This window comes from Sphingopyxis sp. NFH-91 (genome assembly GCF_021401285.1).
GTDB classification, from domain to species: Bacteria; Pseudomonadota; Alphaproteobacteria; order Sphingomonadales; family Sphingomonadaceae; genus Sphingopyxis; species Sphingopyxis terrae_A.
On the sequence record NZ_JACBGA010000004.1, the window covers coordinates 13,659 to 31,238 of the forward strand.

Consider the following 17,580-nt stretch of genomic DNA (forward strand, 5'->3'; position numbering starts at 1 on the left):
TCGCGACCGTCAGAGTTCCTTCGACAGCTTCTTGATGTCGATGTTCAAAATCTGGTCATTCTCCGAATAATCTACCGGGCAATCGATCAGGTGCACACCGGGAGTATCGCGCGTATGCGCAAGAAGTTCCTTGAGGTGCGCCGCGCTTTCGACGCGGTGGCCGTGCGCGCCATAGCTTTCGGCATATTTCACGAAATCGGGGTTGCCATAGGTCAGCCCCCAATCCTTGAACCCCATATTCGCCTGTTTCCAGCGGATCATGCCATAGCTTGAATCGTTGAGGATCAGCACGGTCAGGTTGAGCCCCAAGCGGACCGCGGTCTCCATCTCCTGACTGTTCATCATGAAACCGCCGTCGCCGCAGATCGCCATGACCTTGCGGTCGGGGTAGACCATCGCCGACATCATCGCGCTGGGCAGGCCTGCGCCCATCGTCGCGAGCGCATTGTCGAGCAGCACGGTGTTCGGGCGGTAGGCGGTGTAGCCGCGCGCGAACCAGATCTTGTAGACGCCATTGTCGAGGCAGATGATGCCGTCGTCGGGCATCGCGTCGCGGACCTGCTGCACCAGATGCGGCGGAAAGATCGGGAAGCGCGTGTCGGCGGCGAGCGGGGCGGTATGCTCGACCTCGGCTTTGCGATAAGCGAGCATATGGTCGAACGACCATCCGCCGTTCGGCACGATATCCTCCTTCATCTGCCAGATCGCATTGGCAATATCGCCAATGACCTCGATGCCGGGGAAATAGACCGGATCGACCTCGGCGGTCTTGGTGGACACATGGATAACGGTGGGCCCGCCGCGCTGCATGAAGAAGGGCGGCTTTTCAATCACATCGTGACCGATGTTGACAATGCAGTCCGACGCCTCGACCGCGCGGTGCACGAAATCTCCGGATGACAGCGCCGCGCACCCGAGGAATTTCGGATGCCGCTCGTCGATCACGCCCTTGCCGAGCTGGGTGGTCAGAAAGGGGATGCCGGTCTTTTCGATGAACTGCAGCAGCATCCGGCTGGTCATCGTGCGGTTCGCGCCCGCGCCGATTACCAGTACCGGCGCCTTCGCACTTTCGAGCGCCTTCACCGCCTCGCGGATCGATTTGACGTCGGCGGTGGGGCGGCGGGAATGGCTGCGCTTCAGCGGCAGGCTTTCGGTATGTTCGTCGGCGATATCCTCGGGCAGTTCGATATGCACCGCGCCGGGTTTTTCTTCCTCCGCGAGGCGGAAAGCCTCGCGCACGCGGCTCGGGATATTGTCCGACGAGGCCATCTGGTGCGTATATTTGGTGATCGGCCCCATCATCGCGACGACGTCGAGGATCTGGAACCGGCCCTGCTTCGATTTCTTGATCGGCTTCTGCCCGGTGATCATCATCATCGGCATGCCGCCAAGCTGGGCATAGGCGGCAGCGGTGACGAAATTGGTCGCGCCGGGCCCCAGTGTCGCAAGGCACACGCCGGTCTTGCCGGTGTGACGGCCATAGGTCGCGGCCATGAAGCCCGCCCCCTGCTCATGGCGGGTCAGGATCAGCTTGATTTTTTTCGAACGCGACAGGCTGTCGAGAAAGTCGAGATTTTCCTCGCCCGGAACGCCGAAGATATATTCGACGCCTTCTTCTTCCAGACATTCGATGAACAGGTCAGATGCTTTTTTCACGGTCACTCGCCCCCTTCAGCAGCGCACCCCAAATCGGTGCGGCCCAAGCCCGTGCCAGCGACCATCGGCCCGTCAATCGGCGTAGCGAGTCCCGTCGTGGGGCTGCGAGTCCCTGCGGCGCCGGCGGCAATGTGTAACCGGCAGCGAAGGGGTTGTCACCAGCGCTCAAGCACATCCAAAAGTGATTGAATTGCTCTTGTTGGTCACATCCCTTCGTGGCAATCGGCGCCTGTAAGTTTTTAAGGGGGATATTGTGGGGCGTTTTGCAAATTATCTTGCGGTTACTGGGTTGGTCATTCTTGCCCCCTATCCCGCCCAAGCGGAGACGCTGTCGAACGACACCATCGTATTGCTCCACAATGCCGGCATCAGCGACGAGGCGATCATCGCAAAGATCGCGAATGAGGATGCGGAATTTGATACATCCACCGATGCGTTGATCCAACTTAGTGGCAAGGGCATTACCGGATCGGTAATCGCGGCGATGATTGAACGGAATGCCGCGAAGGCGCCGCCACCTTCGTCACTGTCGCTCGACTCGCCTGATCCGATGATACCTCACCCTGCTGGGTTGTATATTCTTCAAAGTGATGCCGCGCCCCGGATGCACAGGATCGACTACACGGTCTCAAATCAAGCGAAGACAGGTGGCATTTTTGGGTATGCGCTTACCGGGGGCATCGCGTCCATGAGCATAAAGGTTGCGATCGCTAACGAAAGCGCGCGGACCATCACCCCTTCGAAACGGGCCATCTTCTACTTCTTTTTTGACGAGTCCAATCCGGCCACAGCCAGTAATGTCAGTCCGTGGGCGGGCGCCACGGTGGCCGCTGCGGCGTCGCCTAACGAATTTTCTCTGATCGGGCTGATGCCAAAGAAGGGGCGACGTGAGGCAAGGGTCGGAAGCATGAATATCGGTGGCAGCAAAATGGGGGTAATGGACAAGGATCGTCTGTCTTTCGATTATGATCTGGTTCGTCCGGGCGTCTATAAAGTTACGCCGACAGTCGACCTTTCTCCCGGAGAATATGGGTTCATCCAAGCGATGCCTGGTGCTGCGGTCGGTGGTGCAATGACAGCTCGTGTGTTTGATTTCACGGTTAAATGATGTTGCTTTTCCCTATTTTTTTGATGCTCGCGGGAACCGGAGACCAGTTACCAGTAGATTTGGCGATCGAGGGTGAACGCAAGGTAGGGGGCGTAAAAAAAGGCTTGGTTTGCGTTCCGGCGGGAGCCCTTAAGGCGCGCGACATCGCGCTTCCGTCTCGACGCAATGTGGCTGAGCGTGTTGGCACGGATGACGCCCTCCCTAGCATTGTCAGTATCGAGGCAAGCGTGTGCACGGCGTACATGGGCATTGGGAAGGCGCCAAAATCCCAACTTAGAATCCAGGTAGAATGGAGTTCCGCATCGGGGTCGTTGTGCGAAAAGTCGTGGGAAGGCGAAGCCAAAATCAAAGGGCGAGATTTGCGCGATGATCCAACCGTTATGCTTGAGGCAATAGACGTATCGTTCAAGCGGTGGGCAGCGGGGCGAGCGAGCTCTCCGGACTGCTCAGGCTAGCGCCCCCCTCCGCTACGCTCATTCTATGTCGAACAACCCCGCCAATTGTTCGACCATCGTGCCGCCCAATTGCTCGGCATCCATGATCGTGACCGCGCGGCTGTAATAGCGCGTTACGTCGTGGCCGATGCCGATCGCGCACAGCTCGACCGGCGATTTCTTTTCGATCCAATCGATCACCTGGCGCAGATGCTGGTCGAGATAGGCGCCATGATTGACCGACAGCGTGCTGTCGTCGACCGGCGCGCCGTCGCTGATCACCATCAGAATGCGGCGTTCTTCGGGCCGATTGACGATGCGGGCGTGCGCCCACATCAGCGCTTCGCCGTCGATATTCTCTTTCAGCAACCCCTCGCGCATCATCAGGCCGAGCGACTTGCGCGCGCGGCGATAGGGTTCGTCGGCGGGCTTGTAGATAATGTGCCGCAGGTCGTTGAGGCGGCCGGGGTGCGGTGGGCGTCCCGCGGCGAGCCAGTCCTCGCGGCTCTGCCCGCCCTTCCACGTCCGCGTCGTGAAGCCCAGAATCTCGGTCTTCACGCCGCAGCGTTCGAGCGTGCGGGCCAGAATATCGGCGCTGATCGCCGCAATGCTGATCGGCCGCCCGCGCATCGACCCGCTATTGTCGAGGAGCAGCGTGACGACGGTATCGCGAAAATCGGTATCGCGCTCGATCTTGTATGACAGCGAATGGCCCGGCGACACGACGACGCGGGCAAGACGCGAGGCGTCGAGCTGGCCTTCCTCCTGATCGAAATCCCAGGCACGGTTCTGCTGCGCCATCAGGCGGCGCTGCAACCGGTTGGCGAGCTTCGTCACCGCGCCCTGCAGATGCGTCATCTGCTGGTCGAGATAGGCGCGCAGCCGCGTCAATTCCTCTTCGTCGCATAATTCGGTGGCGGCGACGATCTCGTCATGCTTCTCGGTGAAGCGGACATAGTTGAAATCGGGAACGTCGGTGGGCAGGCGGTTGGGCCGCACGGGCAACATGCCCTCGTCGCCTTCGCCGCCCATCTCCGGCTCGCCGTCGGCTTCCATTTCCTGCGCGTCGGGATCGCTTTCGCCATCGTCGGCCTGATCGCCCGACATTTCGGCGCGCGCGTCGACCTGACTCTCGCCGGTGCCGCCGTCCTCGCTTTCCTGTTCTTCCTGGCTCTCTTCGGCTTCGGTCTGATCGTCCTCGCCGCCGTCCTCGGCGCCTTCCTCCAGCGGGTCGTCGGCCTGCATCAGGTCGAGGTGGCGCAGCGCCAGCCGCGCGGTTTCGGCAAAGGCGGCTTGATCGTCGATCAACATCGCGAGCGCGGTCAGGTCGGCGCCGGCGTCCTGGCTGATCCACTCGCGCACCAGCGACAGCCCGGTTTCGGTGCCCTGCGGCGCCTGTTCGCCGGTCAGCGCCTCGCGCAGCATCAGTTCGAGCGCGCTCGATATCGGGACTTCGCCGCGATCCTGCGCGCGGCTGATCGGGTCGCTGCGCATCCGCATGGCCAGGCTGGCGCGCAGATTGGCGCGCATACCCGCCATGCTGCGGGCGCCCAGCGCCTCGACCCGCGCGCGCTCCATCGCATCGAAGGCCGCGGCGGCGAGCGGTTCGACCGGTCGCGCTGCGGCATGCACCGTGTCGCTATGATGCTTCATGCGCAGCGCATAGCTGTCGGCAAAGCCGCGCGCCTCGGCCACCTGATCGGGCGGAAGGGTGCGCGACGGGGTCGGCACCTTGATCTGCTTGCCGATCTGTACCGGCGCGTCAGCGGTGAAACCCACCTCGACCTCGGCATCGCGCGTCACGGCGCGCGCTACACTCGACAGCGCGGTCTTGAAATCGTCGAGGGGAGACTGGCCGGACATCGAATCGGCTCTAACGGGCTTTCACCCACGAAGGAAGAGCATCGGCTCTAATCCGTGTCGCCATCGGGGAGACGGTTGCAATTCGTCTCGTCGAGCCGGCTCGGCACCTGTGGATCGGGGGCGAGGCGAAAGACATGGGCGAGATGCGTGGGCGTGCGTTCGGGCCGGCTGCGCTTGTCGCGGATCATGTCGACAAAATCCATACAGGCGAGCGCGCTGCGCAGGAAATCGCTGTGCCCCGTCGATCCGCGCGAAATGTCGGTGGTGTCGACGATCGTCAGGCCCGGAATGGCGGCGGCGTAGCAGCGTTCGGGCAGGCCCTTTGCGCGCAGATCGGCCGCCTCGAACGGATCGAAGCAATAGGGAGAGCCGAGCCGCGGATAGCCGTGCAGCGCGCGCGATGCGGCCAGCGCCTTGTCGCTGCGCGAAACATAGGCGGTGATGCGTCGGTCGCGCGCGACCCGCGCGGTGGCGAGTACGTCGTTCGCAATGTCGCGCTCGAACGTCTCGCGGTCGAAATCGGGCGAGGCGAGGATGATGTTGGAAATGTTGCTGCTGTCCGCGCTCGGCGCCGTCCGGTCGACATAGGCGATTGCGGGTATCACCAACCGCGCGCCGAGCGAGTGCGAAACGACGACGATTTCCTTTACCCACGGACGCTCGGCCAGCGCCTTCAGGAACAGGCGGAAATTGCGCACGTCATGATACATGTTGGTTTCGTCGACGGCATAGCTCAGCAGCTTGCCCTGCGACGGCCAGCTATATTCGACGATCGGCCCGTCGAATCCCGTCATCCGCGCGATCTGCGCCGCATCCTTCGACGTCGTTTCGAACGTCTCGCGATAACCATGGACATAAAGGAGGACGCGGCCTTGGCGGCGATCGGTTTCGGCCTGCAGACCCGCCCACCAGTCGCCCGCCTCCTGAAACGCAAGCGGGGTCAGAAAGCGCGTCTTGCCGTCGACCTTTCTGTCGTGCGGCGCGGCGAAGCGGCCATAGCGGATGCAGTCGCCGCGATGGTTGGTCAGCCGGATGTCGGGCGTCCGGCAATCGGGAAGGCGGCTCGTGACGAAGAAGAGCGGCAACGCCGCGGTATCGACCTCCGCCCCGGCCTGCGCGGTGCAGCGTGCGTCGGCGACATAGGCCGAATGCGGAACCTTGCCATAATCGACCGCGGTCGCGCATCCTGCAAGCGGGAAGGCGAGAGCGAAAGCGAACAGGCGCTTGGGGAGGCGGGGCATGCGCGGGAATCGCCGGATCATGGCGGCGACGCTGGCAGAGCGCAGCGGGCTTTGGAAGCGCGAAGTGCGGCTTCAGGCTGTATTGATGAATTAATACACGTTGTTATAGTGGCTCCGCTGCGCGCGGTTGGCCGTGCAGCGACAGGGAAGGAAAATCATGTTCGCACTTGCCGCGCTGATGCTCGCTGCAACCGCCGCGCCCGCGGCTCCCGCCTATGAGCCGAGCTTCGACCCGAGCCGGCTCAAGCAGACTGTCGCGGGCGAGCCGGGGCAGGCGCTCGTGCTCGGATCGCCGCACCTGTCTGGCTTTCCCAAGGATTTCGATGCCAAAGCCCTCGACCCGCTGCTGGCCAGGCTCGCCGCGTGGCAGCCGCAGATCGTCACCATCGAAGGGCTCTCGGGCCCCGATTGCGAGATGCTGCTGCGCTACAAGCCGATCTATCCCGGCGTGTATGACGATTATTGCTGGAGCCCCGAACCTGCGCGCGCGGCGACGGGGCTCGACGTTCCGGCAGCGACGGTCGAGGCGGAGCGGCTCCTCGCCGACTGGCCCGCCGAGCCCACCGCGGCGCAGCGCCGGCATCTCGCCGCGGTTTTCCTGGCCGGCGGCGAGCAGGCATCGGCGCTGGTCCAATGGCTGCGCTTGCCCGCGACCGAACGCCGCGCGGGCGACGGGCTCGATGCGGTGCTGGCCGAACGGCTGACGATGCTGACGACGCGTCGCAACGAAAATTTCCTGATCGGCGCGGCGCTCGCCGCGCGGCTGGGGCTCGAGCGTGTCTATTCGGTCGACGATCACAGCGCCGATGCGGCGACCAATCGCGTCTCGGGTGAAGCGGGTTATGGCGAAGCGATCCAGCGCGCTTGGGACAATCCGGTGACCGCGAAGCGCAGCGCTATCGACGCCGACCTCAGAAAGCGGCTCGACGGTGACGGCGTGCTCGCCCTCTATCGCGCCTACAACAGCCCGGAGGCGACGCGGATGGCGTTCGACAGCGATTTCGGTGCCGCGCTCGCCGAGCCGTCGCCGCAGCATTACGGCCGCTACTACACCGGCTGGTGGGAAACGCGGAACCTGCGCATGGTCGCCAATATCCGCGCCGCGATGGCGGCGCAGCCCGGTGCGCGTGCGCTCGTCATCGTCGGCGCGTCGCACAAGGGCTATTTCGAAGCCTATCTGCACATGATGCACGACATCCGGCTCGTCGATGCCGAGGCGGTGCTGCGCTGAACGGGAGGGGAAAGGCGCGCGCTCTCTCGCCTTATTTGCCGACGACGCCTTCGGGCAGGTCTTCGCCGAACACGCGCTGATAATATTCGGCGACGATCATCCGTTCGGCCTCGTCGCACTTGTTGAGGAACGACAGACGGAAGGCGAAGCCCAGGCTGTGGAAGATCGCCGCATTCTGGGCCCAGCTGATGACGGTGCGCGGCGACATGACAGTCGAGATATCGCCGTTGACGAAGCCCTGACGCGTCAGATCCGCAACCTTCACCATATTGGCGACGGTGGCATCGTCGGTACCCGGCACCTTCTTCAGGATGATCTCGCTCTCGGTCGCCGCGGGCAGATAGTTCAGCGTCACAACGATGTTCCAGCGGTCCATCTGGCCCTGGTTGATCTGCTGCGTGCCGTGATAGAGCCCGCTCGTGTCGCCCAGCCCGACGGTGTTCGCGGTGGCGAACAGGCGGAAGTGCGGGTTCGGGCGGATGACGCGGTTCTGATCGAGCAGCGTCAGCTTGCCTTCGGCTTCCAGCACGCGCTGGATCACGAACATTACGTCGGGCCGCCCCGCGTCATATTCGTCGAAGACGAGCGCGGTCGGCGTCTGCAACGCCCAAGGGAGCAGGCCTTCGCGGAATTCGGTCACCTGCTTGCCGTCGCGCAGCACGATCGCATCGCGCCCGACAAGGTCGAGGCGGCTGATATGCGCGTCGAGGTTGATACGGATGCACGGCCATTTCAGCCGCGCCGCCACCTGTTCGATATGCGTCGATTTGCCGGTGCCGTGATAGCCCTGCACCATGACGCGGCGGTTATATTTGAAGCCCGCGAGGATCGCGAGCGTGGTGTCGCCGTCGAAGACATAGGAGGGGTCGAGGTCGGGAACCCGCTCGTCGGATTCGCTGAACGCCGGCACCTTCATGTCGATGTCGACCCCGAACAGCTCGCGCGCATCGACCTCGGTATCGGGCGCTGCCAGCAGCGTCGAACCATGATGGTCGGGAAGGCTGTTCGGAATATCGGTCATGATCGCGTCCATCAGTTTCATGCTCGTCATGCTGAACTTGTTTCAGCATCCATTCGGCGCACCGTCTGAAATGGAGCGCCGAATGGACCCTGAACCAAGTTCAGGGTGACGGGGAAGAGGAGTCGGCGGGGTGCCGCCGACCTTGGGAGCGCGGTATCGCGATGGGTTGCCCCTTGCAACGCCTTATTCAGAACAGATCAAGCGCCTTCATCACCGCCGACTGGTCGTAATAGGGGCGCTCGCAGACGATCCGGTCGCTGCCGGGGGCGAATTCGAAACTCGCCGCCATGCGAATGCGAAACGCCTTGCCCGTCGGCTCGACGGTTCGTAGCCCCAGCTTCAGCGGGCCGAGGTGCGTGCCGGTCAGCCAGAATTCGACGAGCACCGTGTCGGTCGCTGCGTCGGCGGCGATCGCGATGATCTCGTTCGCCTGATCGGGAAAGGGTTCGCGCGACGCGGCGAAATAGGATCGCACTGCGGCCTCGCCGTCAAAGACGGTGCCGGGGCCGAGCAGTTCGTAACGTGGATGATCGAATGTCGCGATCACTCCGTCCCAGTCGTGGGTGATCTCCAGCGCCATATGGCGTTTCACCGTTTCGATCCGCGCCGCGTCGAGTTCGCTCATCCGTGCCTCTCCTATGCAAATGGCCTGGCCTTGCGCAGCAATTGATAGGCCGCGACGACTTCGCCCAGCCGCACCTCATGGCTGCGGTCGCCGCCGTTGCGGTCGGGGTGATATTTGCGCACCAGCTCGCTGTAGCGGCGGCGCAGCGCCGCGCGGTCGGCATCGGTGGCGAGCCCCATCAGCTGCAGCGCGCGATGCTCCTCGCGGGTGAAGCGCGGGTCGGCGGCTTCGCGCCGCGCCTCGTCCATGCGCTGGCGAAAGCGCGCGCCGAGAGCATCCATCGGATCCTTGAAATCGGCCCAGCGCGGCGGCAGGTCGGCGCTGCCGGCAGCGCGAAAGGTGCGGCTTTCGGTCTCCCAACCCGCGGTCGGCGACTGCGCGGCCATGATCTGGTCGGCGTTCATGCCCTCGAAATAATTATAGCCCGCGTTGAATTCGCGAACATGGTCGAGGCACAGCCAGCGATAGGGTGGCGGTCCGTCGGGCGAGCGGTGCGGCGAAGCGGGGGCGCGAAATTCGCCGGGCTCTTGGCAGCCGGGAACCGCGCAAGGGGCCTCACGCGGAACGCGGCCGTGGAATCGGGGGGAGCGGGGGCTTGTCATGCTGGGTATCTGCTCCCAACATGGAGGCATGACGCAAAAAGGTCCAGCCCAACGCGAAATGGAAACGCTGCTCGCCGCGGCTTTCCCCGACGCCGATTTCACCCTGAATAACGACAGCGCGGCGCATCACGGCCACGCCGGCGATGACGGCAGCGGCGAATCGCATTTCAGCCTGACGATCCGATGGGCGGGCTTCGCGGGCCAGACCCGCGTCGCGCGCCAGCGGGCAGTAAACAAGGCGCTCGGCGACATGCCGGGCAACCGCGTTCACGCGCTGGCGATCCGGGCGCTCGCGCCGGGCGAATGAGGCGCGGATGACCGAGCATCGCATCTATCGGATGAGCTTCGCGAAGGTTTACCCGCTGCTGGTCACCAAGGCCGAACGCAAGGGACGAACGAAGGCCGAGGTGGATCAGGTTATCGGTTGGCTCACCGGCTACAGCCAGCAGGAGCTCGAGGCTTTGCTCGCGGCCGGCACCGATTACGCCGGCTTTATCGCGGGCGCGCCGGCGATGAATGCGGCACGCACGCAGATTCGCGGCGTCATCTGCGGCGTGCGTATCGAAGAAATCGACGATCCGCTGATGCGCGAGATACGCTATCTCGACAAGCTGATCGACGAACTGGCGAAGGGCAAGGCGATGGACAAGATATTGCGGGCGCCCGCGCCATGACGATCGGCAAGGTCAACCTCGCCGCAGCCTTTGCGACCTTCCACGATCACTGGAACCCGCGTGTCGCCGGCGACATCAATGATTTTCAGGTCAGGCTGGTCAAATTCGAAGGCAAGTTCGACTGGCATCACCATGAAACGGAAGATGAATTGTTTCTGGTGGTGCAGGGCCGGATGAAGATGGGCCTGCGTAGCGGCGACGTGATCGTCGGGCCGGGCGAATTCATCATCGTGCCGCACGGAACCGAACATTGTCCCGAGGCGCTGGACGGCGAGTGCCATGTGCTGCTGCTCGAACCGGGATCGACGCGCAACACCGGCACGGTCGAAACCGACAAGACGCGCCACAGGCTGGAAAGGATCGGCTGATGTTCACCGTCATTACCCCCTCGACCCATGACATCGGGGCTTTCGATGTGCGGCGCACGCTGCCGAACAAGGAGCGGACGATGGTCGGCCCCTTCATCTTCGTCGATCAGTTCGGACCGGCGCATTTCGACATCGGGCAGGGGATGGACGTGCGCCCGCATCCGCACATCAACCTCGCCACCGTCACCTATTTGTTCGAAGGCGCGATCGACCATCGCGACAGTCTTGGTACGTGGGCGACGATCCGGCCGGGCGCGTGCAACCTGATGACCGCCGGGCGCGGCATCGTCCATTCGGAGCGCACGCCCGCGGCCGAACGCGCGACCGGATCGCCGATCTCGGGCATGCAGACGTGGCTGGCGCTGCCCGACGGCAAAGAAGAGATCGACCCGGCGTTCGAACATGTCGCCAAGGAAGATCTGCCGCTGATTGAGGACGGCAAGGTGTCGGCACGCGTGATCATGGGGACGCTATGGGGCGCGACATCGCCGATCACCCAGCACGCCGCGACCATCTATGCTGACATATTGATGGCGGCGGGAGCCAGCCTGCCGATTGAGGCGGAGGCCGATGAGCGGGCGGTGCTGGTCGCGATGGGCGACGCGACCCTCGATGGCGAAGCGCTCGACCGTTACAGCCTCTATATATTGAAGCCGGGGCAGGCGATGACGCTGCGCGCCGCCACCGACGCGCGCGTGATGCTGCTCGGCGGCGAAGCCTTCCGCACCCCGCGGCACCTGTGGTGGAATTTCGTCAGCTCTTCGCGCGACCGGATCAATCAGGCGAAGCACGACTGGAAGGACGGCAATTTCCCGCTGGTCGCGGGCGACAGCGAAGAATTCATCCCGCTGCCCGACGCGCCCAAGACGCCGGGCTATCCGTGATCGATTGCGAGCTTGCAGGGCCTACCTTTCGCGGGTCGCGCCGAACGACTTTCTTCACCGTCATCTCGGACTTGATCTGGGATCCATTCACGCAGCGTCGGAACAATGGATCCCGGATCAAGTCCGGGATGACGAAAGGCGAATAGGCTCGCCTACCACACTCCGTTCACCCTTCTACAAGCTCAGGGTGAGCGGGTGGGGAAGTGGCAATGTCCGCATTCGATCCCAAAGCCGCCGTCAGCGCAGCCGTTCCAATATCCTTGCAAACAGCCAGTCCGCGTCGCCGCCCGCGAAGCTGTGCGACGCGCTGTCGAGACGCTTGACCGGGATGTTTGCGGGCCGGCAATGCGCGATGAATGCCTGCGCGGTGCGGTCGCCGGTCGCGAGCAGGATCGTCGCGGGGCAAGCCAGCGCGGTCATCGCCGCGTCGAGGCGCGCGGCGAGGCTGTCGGGTGCGGCGGCTTGCGGCGTCCGTTTCATCGCCGACAGGCCGCGGACCAGTTTGCCGATATCGATCTCGCCCTTCAGCAGGCGCAGCAGGCTTTTCGGATCCTTGATCCGCGCCAGATAGCGTGCGCGGATCGCCGAGGCTGGCGGCAGCGCCGGCTGTTCGCCTGCATCCGATTCCGCATCATCATAAGTCCACGGATTGGCGAGGATCAGACCGTCGAGTGGGAGCGGCTGGTGCAGCAGCAGCGCGCTCGCGGCATCGCAATTGCCGAAGGCAATGATGCGGGTGACGTGCGGCGCGGCCGTGCGAAACGCGGCGATCGCGGCGGCGATGTCGGGGCCGCTGTGCATATAGCCGCCATTCTCGCCTTCGCTGTCGCCGATCCCGCGGCGATCGAAGCGAAAGGCCGGGTGACCCGCCGCCGCGATCCGCTGTGCCAGCATCGCCATGCCGCGATGCGCGCCGCTGCGAATCTCGTTGCCGCCCGACACGATCAGCAGCCCGGTCGTGCCCGGCGCATCGTCGAAGCTTGCGGCCAGCGCCGCGCCTTCGCAGAGGAAGGTCAGCTGATGCCGCATGTCCGGCTCCATGCGGCGATGTCGGCCGCCATCGCGTCAGCCATGGCGGCGTCTTCGCCCGGTTCGGCGCGCAGCCACAGCGGCGTGCCGGCAATCGCTTCGTCGCCGCTGCCCAGCGCCACAGTGCGCAGCGGCGTGACCGCCTGCGGCTCGCTTGTCGCGAGGGACGCGACCATCGCCGGCGACAAGCAATTGCCGGCGAGCAGCAAGGGCTCGCTTTTCGCCTGTTCCTGAAGGCTGTCGAGCGAAGATGTCACGCCCGCCTCGCGATCGGCGCTGACGCGCGCACGCAGCAGGGTGCGGAGCAGCGAGCTGCCGCCGACGGGCGCCAGCCGCCACCATGCGGCGGCCGCGGCCTGATGGTCGATCAGCGCGCCGCCGCGCAGCGCGGCGATAATGATCGGCCCCTCTATTTCACCGGCCGTCTCGGCAAAGGCGCTCTGCCACCGGTTCAAATCGACATCGGCGAGCGCGACGGGGCTTTCATTCTGGCCCGGCAGGTCGGGAAGCACGGCGGCGAAACCTTGCGCCGCCAAGGCGCGCATCGCGCGCACGATAGTGCGGCGGCTGCGGTTCGCTTCCTCGAACAAGGGGGCCGCGACCAGGATCGTCGCGCGGGGCGTGCCGACGGGCGCGATGCGAAGCCTATGCTCTTCCATTCGCCCCTCGCATGTCGGTCAGCCCTGAACCTTGCGTTCGGCGAAGCGCAGCAGATTGCCATAGGTTTCGAAGATTTCGCCGTCGACGTCGTCATCGTCGATCAGGATGCCGAGACGGTCCTCCATCTCGGTCAGCACGGTTGCGACGGCCATGGAATCGAATTCGGGCAGTTCGCCGAACAGGCCGCTGTCTTCGGTCAGCGCTGCCGCGCGTTCGGCGCCAAGGCCGAGGACGTCGGCGAGCAGGGCGCGAAGGGTGGCGTCGACTTTATGGACTTCGGTCATGGGTCTTTCCTGAGCAGCGAACGGGCAAAGGCCTTCAATGCCGGTCCCCATGCCGCGATGCGCCCGCGATTGAAAGCCTCCAATCGCCACAAGGGCTCGTGCCGGTTCATCCAGTCGCGCTTGTAGGCGTCGTTGCCCGTCCCGAAATCGATACGGCGCACGCCATCGACCGCGATGACATGGCGAAACAGAGCCGCCGAAAGCAGGGTGCCGGGCGATGCCTTCAGACTGTCCTCGACATGCGCGAGCTTGTGGATGAAGGCGGTGCCGTCCTCCACCGTCCAATATTGCGCCGCCACCGCTTCGCCGTCGATCCGCGCCAGCCCCATGCGAAAGGTGCCGCGCGCGCTTTCTTCTTCGGCAAAGGCGCGGAGCAGAGCGGGGTTGCCCTCTTCGGGCTTCCAGCTCGCGGCGTAGATATGCTCATAGGCCGCCCAGGCATCGGCGTCGAATGCGGTCAGAATCTCGATCGCGACAATATTCTTTTTCGCCTTGCGCTGGACCGTGCTGCGCAGCGCGCCGGGGCGGGTGGCCCACCAGCCGTCATGATCGAGCCCCGTCAGGTCGAGCCAGTGGCGATCGCCCGCCGGCACCGCGCGCACCCACCAGCCGGCGGCGCGCATCGCGGTTGCGATGCTGTCCTTTTCGGCATCGGGCACGGGATAGAGCGTCAGGCGTGCGGCCTCGGCGCGGGCGCGTGCGAACAGGTCGCGCAGCGCCGCCATATGGTCGCCCTGGCCGGTATAAAGCGGGCGGATCGCAAAGCTGTACCAGTTGGCAAGCCCGGAAACCGCGCCCGATTTTTCACGCCGAAGCGGTAGCCACGCCGCGGTTTCGCCTGCGGAGCCCACCGCATCGATTCGGCCTTCTCCGGCAAATCCGTGCGCGGCGAGCAGGTCGAACCATTGGGGACGGTCGAACGGCGAAGCATGGCCCATGCCGCGTGCTGCGGCGGGCAGCTTGGCATCATTAGCGTGATGTTCACCGTTCCCATCCATGGTGCGGCGCTCTATCACCACTGTCCTAACAGCCGATGACCAAAGCCGAAAACCCGCCCTCATACCCCCTCGACCATCTCGCGCTGCGCGGCGCGGCCGATGCGCCTGCGCTGCTCATCGGCGACGCGCCGATGTCGTTTGCCGATCTCGATGCGGGTGTCGGCCGGCTGGCGGCATGGCTGCGCGCCGCGGGCGCCCGGCCCGGCGACCGGGTGGCGAGCTGGAGCGCGAAGACGCGCGCCGCCTGCCTGATGCCGCTCGCCGCGGCGCGCGCCGGGCTGATCCATGTGCCGGTCAATCCGCTGCTGAAGGCGCCGCAGGTCGCGCATATTCTGGCCGACAGCGGCGCAGCGCTGTTGCTTACCAATCGCGCGCGGGCCGACATGCTGGGCGACGGCCTTCCCGGCGGCTGTGCGCTGCGCGATCTGACTGCGGTCGAGGCGGCGATCGACGGCCATCCGGAGCGCTTGCCCCCTTCGGCGGGCGATCCCGGCGATCTGGTCGCCATTCTCTATACCAGCGGATCGACCGGGCGGCCCAAGGGCGTGATGCTCAGCCACGCCAATCTGTGGCTTGGTGCCGAGAGTGTCGCGACCTATCTGGCGCTTGGCGCCGATGATCGCGTGCTGGCGGTGCTGCCTTTCAGCTTCGATTATGGCCAGAACCAGCTTCTTTCGGCCTGGTATGCAGGTGCGGCGGTGGCGCCGCTCGATTATCTGGCGCCGCGCGATGTGGTGAAGGCGGTGGCGCGGCACGGCGCGACGACGCTTGCCGGGGTGCCTCCCTTATGGGTGCAACTGGTCGAGGTCGATTGGCCGGTGGATGTCGCCGCATCGCTGCGCCGCCTGACCAACAGCGGCGGCGCACTGACGCCGTCGCTGATCGACGCGATGCGCGCGACTTTTGTCGAGGCCGACATTTATCCGATGTACGGCCTGACCGAAGCGTTCCGGTCGACCTGGCTCGACCCGGCGCTCGTCGCCGCGCATCCAACCTCGATGGGCCGTGCGATTCCGCACGCCGAAATCCTCGTCTGCCGACCCGATGGCAGCATCACCGCCGATGGCGAAGCGGGCGAGCTCGTCCATTGCGGGCCGCTTGTCGCGCAGGGCTATTGGCGCGACGCCGAACGCACCGCCGAGCGTTTCCGCGCGGCGCCTGCCGCATCGGCGTGGGGCGGCATCGCCGTGTGGTCGGGCGACACGGTGCGCCGCGATGGTGACGGCCTGCTCTATTTCGTCGGCCGCGACGATGCGATGATCAAGACCGCGGGCAACCGCGTCAGCCCGACCGAGGTCGAGGATGCCGCCGTTGCCACCGGCATGGTCTATGAAGCCGTCGCCTTCGGCGTGCCCGACGCGCGGCTGGGCGCTGCGATCCAGTTGATCGTGCGCGGCAAGGCCGATGCGGACCGCGAGGCGTTCGCCGCCGAACTGCGCCGGACGCTCCCCAACTTCATGCAGCCCAAGGCAGTCGAGTGGCGCGAGGCGTTGCCGCGCAATCCCAATGGCAAGCTCGACCGCGTCGCGATCGCGGCCGAATGGGGTGCAGGGGTGGCGGCATGAAGCCGCACGGCCCGATCCCGCCCGGCTTTGCTGCCGACGCCGACGGCATGCTGCGCATAGGGGGCCGGCGTGCCGATGCCCTCGCCGAGGCGGCGGGCGACACGCCGCTCTTTGTCTATGACCGCGCGATGCTGACCGCGCGCGCCGCCGAATGGCGCGCCGCAATGCCCCGTGAGGTGCAGCTCCATTATGCGATGAAGGCCAATCCCTTCGCGCCGCTACTCGCGCATATGGCGACCATCGTCGACGGGTTCGACGTGGCATCCGGCGGGGAATTGGCGTTGGCGCTGGCGAGCGGCATGGCGGCCGAACACATCAGCTTCGCTGGCCCCGGCAAGCGCGACCGCGAACTGGAAGCGGCGATTGTAGCGGGCGCGACGCTCAATCTCGAATCGGCGGGGGAGGGGGCACGGGCGCTGGCCATTGCCGACCGTATCGGGACGCGGCCCCGGCTCGCAGTGCGCGTCAATCCCGATTTCGACCTCAAGGGATCGGGCATGAAAATGGGCGGCGGCGCCAAGCCGTTCGGGGTCGATGCCGACGCGGTGCCGGCGCTGGTCCGCACGCTGATCGATGCCGGCGCCGATTGGCGCGGCTTTCATATTTTCGCAGGATCGCAGGCACTTGATGCCGATGCGATCGCCGATACGCAGGCGCAGACGGTCGCGCTCGCGGCGCGGCTTGCAGAGGCGGTCGGCGCCACGCCGCCGCTCGTCAACCTGGGCGGCGGCATGGGGGTTCCCTATTTCCCCGGCGACCGCGCGGTCGACGCTGCGACGGTCGGGGCGCGGCTCGCCGAAACGCTCGGCGCGCGAGGCGCCGCGCTGGCAGAGAGCGGCTTTGCGATGGAACTCGGCCGCTGGCTCGTCGCCGAGGCCGGGGTCTATCTCATGCGCGTCGTCGACCGGAAAGTCAGCCACGGCGAAACTTTCCTCGTCACCGACGGAGGACTGCATCACCAGCTCGCCGCGAGCGGCAATTTCGGGACGGTGATCCGGCGCAACTATCCGATCGCGGTTGCCGGCCGGTTCGGCCGCGAGGCCGTCGAAACCGTGTCAGTCGTCGGCTGTCTGTGCACCCCGCTCGACCGGCTGGGCGATCAGGTTGGCTTGCCGCGCGCCGATGTCGGCGATCTGATCGCGCTGTTCCAGGCGGGCGCCTATGGCGCCTCGGCGAGCCCCGCTGCATTCCTCGGACAGGGGCCGGCGCTCGAGATGCTCGTCTGAACCTTACCGAACGCGGTTAAATTTTGTGCCGAAGCGGCACAATGTGCGACAAGCGCGGACACAACTTATCCCAATACTAACGGTATGTTCACCCTTTTCCAGCATGGCTGA

General features: G+C 65.1%; 18 protein-coding genes. 8 read left to right on the forward strand and 10 right to left on the reverse strand.

The window, feature by feature from the left end:
• Positions 1-9: 9 nt before the first annotated feature.
• Complete coding sequence (locus tag L0963_RS10275; RefSeq protein ID WP_202988252.1) at positions 10-1,656, reverse strand: acetolactate synthase large subunit; 1,647 nt, start codon at positions 1,654-1,656, stop codon at positions 10-12.
• A 253-nt stretch (positions 1,657-1,909) separates the two neighbouring features.
• On the opposite strand from L0963_RS10275, the gene L0963_RS10280 reads away from it, so the two are divergent.
• Positions 1,910-2,764: a hypothetical protein gene (locus L0963_RS10280; protein WP_234179396.1), complete on the forward strand. Its 855-nt coding sequence runs from the start codon at positions 1,910-1,912 to the stop codon at positions 2,762-2,764.
• 473 nt (positions 2,765-3,237) lie between these two features.
• Here the strand turns inward: L0963_RS10280 and cobT are convergent, their stop codons facing one another.
• Together cobT and L0963_RS10290 are read right to left on the reverse strand one after the other, a co-directional pair.
• Complete coding sequence (cobT, locus tag L0963_RS10285) at positions 3,238-5,061, reverse strand: cobaltochelatase subunit CobT (RefSeq protein WP_234179397.1); 1,824 nt, start codon at positions 5,059-5,061, stop codon at positions 3,238-3,240.
• A 47-nt stretch (positions 5,062-5,108) separates the two neighbouring features.
• Entirely contained in the window at positions 5,109-6,302 is a 1,194-nt protein-coding gene (locus L0963_RS10290; protein WP_234179399.1) for an alpha/beta hydrolase, read from the reverse strand.
• Positions 6,303-6,456: 154 nt separating this feature from the next.
• Here L0963_RS10290 and L0963_RS10295 point away from each other — a divergent pair, with 154 nt between their 5' ends.
• Positions 6,457-7,533: a DUF5694 domain-containing protein gene (locus L0963_RS10295; protein ID WP_234179720.1), complete on the forward strand. Its 1,077-nt coding sequence runs from the start codon at positions 6,457-6,459 to the stop codon at positions 7,531-7,533.
• Positions 7,534-7,564: 31 nt separating this feature from the next.
• On the opposite strand, the gene cobS is transcribed toward L0963_RS10295, so the two are convergent.
• The 3 genes from cobS to L0963_RS10310 form a co-directional block, all read right to left on the reverse strand.
• Positions 7,565-8,554 carry a cobaltochelatase subunit CobS gene (gene cobS, locus L0963_RS10300; protein ID WP_003049013.1) on the reverse strand — a complete coding sequence of 330 codons (990 nt, stop codon included), beginning with the start codon at positions 8,552-8,554 and terminating at the stop codon, positions 7,565-7,567.
• Between the two features lie 187 nt (positions 8,555-8,741).
• Complete coding sequence (locus L0963_RS10305) at positions 8,742-9,179, reverse strand: nuclear transport factor 2 family protein (protein ID WP_003049016.1); 438 nt, start codon at positions 9,177-9,179, stop codon at positions 8,742-8,744.
• An 11-nt stretch (positions 9,180-9,190) separates the two neighbouring features.
• The gene (locus L0963_RS10310; protein WP_003049017.1) at positions 9,191-9,781 is read right to left on the reverse strand and encodes a DnaJ domain-containing protein; all 591 of its coding nucleotides are present in this window, start codon (positions 9,779-9,781) and stop codon (positions 9,191-9,193) included.
• A 28-nt stretch (positions 9,782-9,809) separates the two neighbouring features.
• Here L0963_RS10310 and L0963_RS10315 point away from each other — a divergent pair, with 28 nt between their 5' ends.
• From L0963_RS10315 to L0963_RS10330, 4 genes are read left to right on the forward strand one after another with little or no spacing between them, the layout of a single operon-like run.
• A complete protein-coding gene (locus tag L0963_RS10315; RefSeq protein ID WP_440512188.1) occupies positions 9,810-10,088 on the forward strand; it encodes a BolA family protein in 279 nt (92 codons plus the stop codon).
• A gap of 7 nt (positions 10,089-10,095) precedes the next feature.
• Positions 10,096-10,455: a DUF2200 domain-containing protein gene (locus L0963_RS10320; protein ID WP_234179401.1), complete on the forward strand. Its 360-nt coding sequence runs from the start codon at positions 10,096-10,098 to the stop codon at positions 10,453-10,455.
• The gene (locus L0963_RS10325; RefSeq protein ID WP_202988253.1) at positions 10,452-10,823 is read left to right on the forward strand and encodes a cupin domain-containing protein; all 372 of its coding nucleotides are present in this window, start codon (positions 10,452-10,454) and stop codon (positions 10,821-10,823) included. The genes L0963_RS10320 and L0963_RS10325 overlap by 4 nt, the downstream gene beginning before the upstream one ends.
• Positions 10,823-11,707 (forward strand): pirin family protein, encoded by an 885-nt coding sequence (locus L0963_RS10330; RefSeq protein WP_058812839.1) that lies wholly within the window; start codon positions 10,823-10,825, stop codon positions 11,705-11,707. Before L0963_RS10325 ends, L0963_RS10330 begins: the two co-directional genes overlap by 1 nt.
• 237 nt (positions 11,708-11,944) lie before the next feature.
• On the opposite strand, the gene L0963_RS10335 is transcribed toward L0963_RS10330, so the two are convergent.
• The 4 genes from L0963_RS10335 to L0963_RS10350 are packed head-to-tail and all read right to left on the reverse strand — an operon-like array spanning position 11,945 to position 14,678.
• On the reverse strand, positions 11,945-12,736 hold the full coding sequence (locus L0963_RS10335; protein WP_062901972.1) for a hydrolase 1, exosortase A system-associated: 792 nt from the start codon (positions 12,734-12,736) through the stop codon (positions 11,945-11,947).
• Entirely contained in the window at positions 12,721-13,395 is a 675-nt protein-coding gene (locus L0963_RS10340) for a hypothetical protein (protein ID WP_234179402.1), read from the reverse strand. Before L0963_RS10340 ends, L0963_RS10335 begins: the two co-directional genes overlap by 16 nt.
• Before the next feature lie 18 nt (positions 13,396-13,413).
• On the reverse strand, positions 13,414-13,680 hold the full coding sequence (locus L0963_RS10345; protein WP_062901974.1) for an acyl carrier protein: 267 nt from the start codon (positions 13,678-13,680) through the stop codon (positions 13,414-13,416).
• Positions 13,677-14,678, reverse strand: coding sequence for a GNAT family N-acetyltransferase (locus L0963_RS10350; protein WP_234179404.1), 1,002 nt, complete (start codon positions 14,676-14,678; stop codon positions 13,677-13,679). The genes L0963_RS10345 and L0963_RS10350 overlap by 4 nt, the downstream gene beginning before the upstream one ends.
• A gap of 35 nt (positions 14,679-14,713) precedes the next feature.
• Here L0963_RS10350 and L0963_RS10355 point away from each other — a divergent pair, with 35 nt between their 5' ends.
• Positions 14,714-16,243 carry an acyl-CoA ligase (AMP-forming), exosortase A system-associated gene (locus L0963_RS10355; RefSeq protein ID WP_234179407.1) on the forward strand — a complete coding sequence of 510 codons (1,530 nt, stop codon included), beginning with the start codon at positions 14,714-14,716 and terminating at the stop codon, positions 16,241-16,243.
• Positions 16,240-17,469, forward strand: a complete 1,230-nt coding sequence (locus L0963_RS10360; protein ID WP_234179409.1) for a pyridoxal-dependent decarboxylase, exosortase A system-associated — start codon at positions 16,240-16,242, stop codon at positions 17,467-17,469. The genes L0963_RS10355 and L0963_RS10360 overlap by 4 nt, the downstream gene beginning before the upstream one ends.
• Positions 17,470-17,580 lie beyond the last annotated feature (111 nt).

Excerpts from the sequence above, each read along its gene's own strand:
- cobT (WP_234179397.1), bottom strand. The coding sequence starts at position 5,061 with ATGTCCGGCCAGTCTCCCCTCGACGATTTCAAGACCGCGCTGTCGAGT.
- L0963_RS10290 (WP_234179399.1), bottom strand. The coding sequence starts at position 6,302 with ATGCCCCGCCTCCCCAAGCGCCTGTTCGCTTTCGCTCTCGCCTTCCCG.
- cobS (WP_003049013.1), bottom strand. The coding sequence starts at position 8,554 with ATGACCGATATTCCGAACAGCCTTCCCGACCATCATGGTTCGACGCTG.
- L0963_RS10305 (WP_003049016.1), bottom strand. The coding sequence starts at position 9,179 with ATGAGCGAACTCGACGCGGCGCGGATCGAAACGGTGAAACGCCATATG.
- L0963_RS10310 (WP_003049017.1), bottom strand. The coding sequence starts at position 9,781 with ATGACAAGCCCCCGCTCCCCCCGATTCCACGGCCGCGTTCCGCGTGAG.
- L0963_RS10315 (WP_440512188.1), top strand. The coding sequence starts at position 9,810 with ATGACGCAAAAAGGTCCAGCCCAACGCGAAATGGAAACGCTGCTCGCC.
- L0963_RS10320 (WP_234179401.1), top strand. The coding sequence starts at position 10,096 with ATGACCGAGCATCGCATCTATCGGATGAGCTTCGCGAAGGTTTACCCG.
- L0963_RS10325 (WP_202988253.1), top strand. The coding sequence starts at position 10,452 with ATGACGATCGGCAAGGTCAACCTCGCCGCAGCCTTTGCGACCTTCCAC.
- L0963_RS10330 (WP_058812839.1), top strand. The coding sequence starts at position 10,823 with ATGTTCACCGTCATTACCCCCTCGACCCATGACATCGGGGCTTTCGAT.
- L0963_RS10335 (WP_062901972.1), bottom strand. The coding sequence starts at position 12,736 with ATGCGGCATCAGCTGACCTTCCTCTGCGAAGGCGCGGCGCTGGCCGCA.
- L0963_RS10340 (WP_234179402.1), bottom strand. The coding sequence starts at position 13,395 with ATGGAAGAGCATAGGCTTCGCATCGCGCCCGTCGGCACGCCCCGCGCG.
- L0963_RS10345 (WP_062901974.1), bottom strand. The coding sequence starts at position 13,680 with ATGACCGAAGTCCATAAAGTCGACGCCACCCTTCGCGCCCTGCTCGCC.
- L0963_RS10350 (WP_234179404.1), bottom strand. The coding sequence starts at position 14,678 with ATGGATGGGAACGGTGAACATCACGCTAATGATGCCAAGCTGCCCGCC.
- L0963_RS10355 (WP_234179407.1), top strand. The coding sequence starts at position 14,714 with ATGACCAAAGCCGAAAACCCGCCCTCATACCCCCTCGACCATCTCGCG.
- L0963_RS10360 (WP_234179409.1), top strand. The coding sequence starts at position 16,240 with ATGAAGCCGCACGGCCCGATCCCGCCCGGCTTTGCTGCCGACGCCGAC.